The sequence below is a fragment of the Streptomyces milbemycinicus genome (assembly GCF_002154605.1).
Lineage (GTDB): Bacteria > Actinomycetota > Actinomycetes > Streptomycetales > Streptomycetaceae > Streptomyces > Streptomyces milbemycinicus.
In genome coordinates this window covers 1-4,040 of sequence record NZ_MUNE01000773.1, presented here as the reverse complement: position 1 = coordinate 4,040, position 4,040 = coordinate 1, and the positions used below count along the sequence as shown (strand labels likewise).

Genomic DNA, 4,040 nt, shown 5'->3' with positions numbered 1-4,040 from the left:
CGACGTGCACGTCGGCCGCTCCGCGTTGGCCGAGCTGATGTCCGTGCTGCACATCCTGGCCGAACCGGACCACCATCCGGAGGCCCAGCGCTGGACCCGTCAGCTCGGAACGACTTTCGACGACTCTCTGGCCAACGAGATGAGCGCGCTGTCGCCGCTGTGGGCGCGTCTTCGATGCCGGCTGCTGTTCCCTCTGGCGCTGCCGCTGGACCAGACCTTCGAAGAGGAGCTGCGGCACCTGGAGAAGCTGCCCCTGGACGAGTTCGTCGATCTGTGTGCCCAGGGGGTTCTCGGCTTCCGCGAGGCCGTTCCCCCGGCGCGCCTCCTGCTGGACGACAAAGAGGCCGCCCGCTGCTATGTCACGCAGTGCGAGCGCCGATCCTTCCGGCGCGGGGCACTGGCGCACGACCTGATGGCCTCGCCGGAGGACGTGCGAGCCCGACTGATCGACTTCCTGGACCGCTGCGGGGGAGCGTTCTTCGCGGCCGAGTGGCGCGCGGTGCACGACCGGCTGGAGGCGGCCGTCGTGCGGTTCCGTACCGAGGTGACCCGCAAGGGTCTGGCCGAGGTGCTGGCAGGGCTCAGCCCGACCGCGGTCGTCGCGGGGGACGGCTCACACGTCCGCTACGACAAGCTGGCGATCGCGGAGATCGGGATCGGGCCCAGGCAGTTGTTCCTGCTGCCCTCGGTGCATGTGTGGCCGCATCTGACCATCAAGGACGAGCGGTCCTACCCGGTGGTGCTGCAGTTCGCGGCACCGGAGGTCCGGGCGCCCGAGCAGCTCACGCTGCGGCAGCTGCACGCCCGGCTCTCCGTGCTGGCCTCTCCGGGCCGGATGGAGCTGTGCCGCCATCTGCTGGGGGAGCCGATCACCACCTCCGAGCTGGCCAAGCGGCTCGGCCTCGACGACACACAGGTCTCCCGCACCCTGAGGCAGCTCAGGGAGGCCGGGCTGATCGAATCGGAACGGGAAGGCAGGTACGTCTACCACCGGCTGGCCACCAGCACCCTGCTCAGGCTGGGGCAGGATGTGCTGGCGACCATCATGCGGTGACCGCCATGCGGTGACCGCCATGCGGTGACCGCTCGCCGGGTCCTCAGGCGCTGTCGTCGGCCTGGCCGGGCTGGTCGGGCCGGGTCCACAGCAGCACGGCGGAGGGGTGCTCGGCGTCCATGTGGATCCGGTTGGTGGCGATCACCTTGCGGCGGGTCACCGCCTCGGGATCGCCGGTGCCCGAGTTGACGTCGAAGCGGGGGAAGTCACTGGAGGAGATGTCGATCCGCAGCCGGTGCCCTGCCTCGAAGCGGTTCGCCGTGTCCGGTGCCGCGATCTCGATCTCGTAGATCTCGCCCGGCACCAGCGGCTCCGGGTGCTCGAACGACTTGTGGAAGCGGCACCGGAAGATGCCCTCGGTCAGGTTCATGGCGAAACCGTGCGGATAGTCGTCGTTGGGCGGGTGCACATCGACCAGCTTCACGGTGAAGTCGGTGTCCACAGCGGTCGAGGAGATGAACAGCCGGGCCGTGACCGGCCCCGCCACCACCAGCGGCTCCGCCAGCGGCGGGGTGACCAGCGAGATCACATCGGGCCGGGCGTTCAGCGGCAGATACGGCTCCCGCGCCCCGTAGAACCGGGCGTCCGGCACCTGGTCGAAGGCGCCCCCGACCATGACCGGCTCGCCCGAGGTCACCTGCCCGCCCAGGGTCGGCACCGGATCCGCCGGGTCGAAGTCGTACTCCACCCATGCCTGCCGCTCGGCCGGCGGCCGCTCGCTCAGCTCGCCCGAGGTGTGGCAGTAGAACGCCGTCTCGCGCGCCCCCGAGGGCGGCCACCGCGTGTCGGTCCGCCACTGGCCGCCGTGCCGCATCCGGCCGGCCTCGTCCCGGCGGCCGTCCCCGCCGCCCATGAGGAAGTACCGGACCCGCGGAATGGACTCCGGATCGCCGTCATGCCGGAGCACCGCGTCGAACCAGCGCCGCCGGAAGGACAGATACGAGGCGTCGAGGTTGTCGCTGAGCGTGGCCGCGGGTCCGAAGTCCACATCGCCGGCGTATGTGACGCAACGGTGGCCGTGCGTCCAGGGCCCCATCACCAGATACGCGGGCGAGTCCTTCAGACGGCCCATCGCCGTGAAGTTCTCGATGGTCGAGCGCACGTACGGGTCGTACCAGCTGGACATGTGCAGCGTGGGGACATCGGGGAAGCGGTCGTAGTGGCCGCGCCCGTAGATCGCCGGCTGCCGCCAGTACGCCCCGAAGGAGTCGTTGCGCCACTGATCGAGCAGATAGTCCTCGTACGGGCCGACCTGGCGCAGCGGTGAGACGCCCGGCCGCCACGGCAGGACGGTGAACCAGTCCCGCAGGTCGGTGCCCTCGAACGCCTTGCGCACCAGCGGGTCGCGGGCGGCCTCGGGGCTCTCCTCGCCGTGCCGGAACGCCCAGGTGACCTGCTTGAGCTCGAACGCCCCGCCCATCCGCATGCCCGCCTCGTACGCGCTCGCGAAGCCGCCGGAGTCCATGAACATCGCGGCCAGGTGACCGGGGGACTCGGCCGCGGCCGCCGACTGGGCGTGTGCCGAGTAGGAGACCCCCATCATCGCCACCCGGCCGTCGCACCAGGGCTGGGCCGCGATCCACTCGATGGTGTCCGCTCCGTCGGGCCCCTCGCCCAGGTACTTCACAAAGGTGCCCTGCGAGTCGCCCCGGCCGCGGCAGTCCTGCCGCACGACGTGATACCCGGCGCGCACGAAGTACGCGGAGGTCTCCTCCGGCGTCGGCAGCGGCTCGTCGTGGCGGTTCTGGTCCGAGCCGCGGATCTGGCGCCGGCCGTACGGGGTGCGCTCCAGGATCACCGGGCGAGGCTCCGGCCGTGCGGCATGGGAGTACAGGTCCGCGGCCAGCACCGCGCCGTCGCGCAGGGGGACGCCGAGGGTGCGCCGCCACACCCCCGGGTCGGCCAGGTGCTCCAGGGGGGCGGTGTCGGTGGTGTCAGTGGTGTCGGTGGTGTGTGTCATGGAACCGGTCACTTGGTCTGGGACTGCTTCGAGCCGTTCACGGCGAGCTGGGACTTCGACACCGTGGACAGCGGGAGACGCCACAGGCCGAACAGCTTGCCGTAGGTGCCCGATTCGTACATCTCCCGCAGCGCCTTGGTGATCACGGGGGCGAGCCCGGAGCCCTTCTTGGCCTCGATGCCGTAGATCGCCGTCGAGGCGGGCAGATCGAGGATGTCCTTGAGCTCCAGCGTCTGGAAGCGGCCGTTCGAGCCGCTGCTGGCGGAGGTGTTGGCCGCACTCGGCGCGGCCACCGCCTCGATGCGCTTGCTCTGCAGCGCGAGGGCGGCGCCGGACAGGTCGGGGAAGACCTGCTCGTCGACGGCCGGCTTGCCCTTCGCGGCGCACCGCTCGGTGAGCGCGGCGACGACGTTCTGGGTGCCCGCGCCCTTCTCGACGCCGACCTTGCGCCCGCAGACCTCCAGCCCGGTCTTGGGCTGGAAGGAGGCCGACTTGTTCACCATCAGCGTCACGCTGCTCTTCGCGAAGTCGGCGAAGTCCACCTGCTCCTGACGCTCGACGAAGTCGCCGGCGGGCGCGCTGAGCTGGATGCGGCCGGACTTCAGACCGGGAATGATCGCGTCGAAGGTGGTCTTCTCCACCTTGATCTTCACCCCCAGTATGGCGGAGAGCTGCGCGGCCAGGTCGGGCACCAGACCCGTCACGCGCCCGTCCGAGCCGAAGGTGTTGTACGGCGCGTACTCGCTGACGCCCATGATCAGGGTCTTGTTCTTGTACTGCGCGGGCACCTCGGCGGCCAGCTCGCGGTCCAGCGGTTCGAGGCGGATGGCGGCCGACGACTTGGCCTTGGGCTTGTCGGTGCCGGCGGAGTCGTCGACCGAGCAGCCGGCCAGGGTCAGGGACAGGGCGAGGGGCAGGGACAGGGCACCCACGGCGGCGCGGGGACGGTTGCGCATGGAAGAGGTCCGTTCGGGAGGAGTGTGCAGGGGGGACCGGGGAAGCGGAGGGCGGCAGGAAGAGGGGACC

Annotated in this window: 3 protein-coding genes; 1 reads left to right on the top strand and 2 read right to left on the bottom strand. The window is 70.6% G+C overall.

Going from position 1 to position 4,040, the window contains the following annotated elements:
* Positions 1-1,054, top strand: a 1,054-nt coding sequence (locus CCN51_RS45860; RefSeq protein WP_245881818.1) for an ArsR/SmtB family transcription factor, incomplete at its 5' end; no start/stop codon positions are given.
* Between the two features lie 43 nt (positions 1,055-1,097).
* On the opposite strand, the gene CCN51_RS45855 is transcribed toward CCN51_RS45860, so the two are convergent.
* Both CCN51_RS45855 and CCN51_RS45850 read right to left on the bottom strand, forming a co-directional pair.
* Positions 1,098-3,014, bottom strand: a complete 1,917-nt coding sequence (locus CCN51_RS45855) for a CocE/NonD family hydrolase (RefSeq protein ID WP_078610764.1) — start codon at positions 3,012-3,014, stop codon at positions 1,098-1,100.
* An 8-nt stretch (positions 3,015-3,022) separates the two neighbouring features.
* Entirely contained in the window at positions 3,023-3,970 is a 948-nt protein-coding gene (locus CCN51_RS45850; protein WP_014181683.1) for a transporter substrate-binding domain-containing protein, read from the bottom strand.
* Positions 3,971-4,040: the final 70 nt, after the last annotated feature.

Excerpts from the sequence above, each read along its gene's own strand:
- CCN51_RS45855 (WP_078610764.1), bottom strand. The coding sequence starts at position 3,014 with ATGACACACACCACCGACACCACTGACACCACCGACACCGCCCCCCTG.
- CCN51_RS45850 (WP_014181683.1), bottom strand. The coding sequence starts at position 3,970 with ATGCGCAACCGTCCCCGCGCCGCCGTGGGTGCCCTGTCCCTGCCCCTC.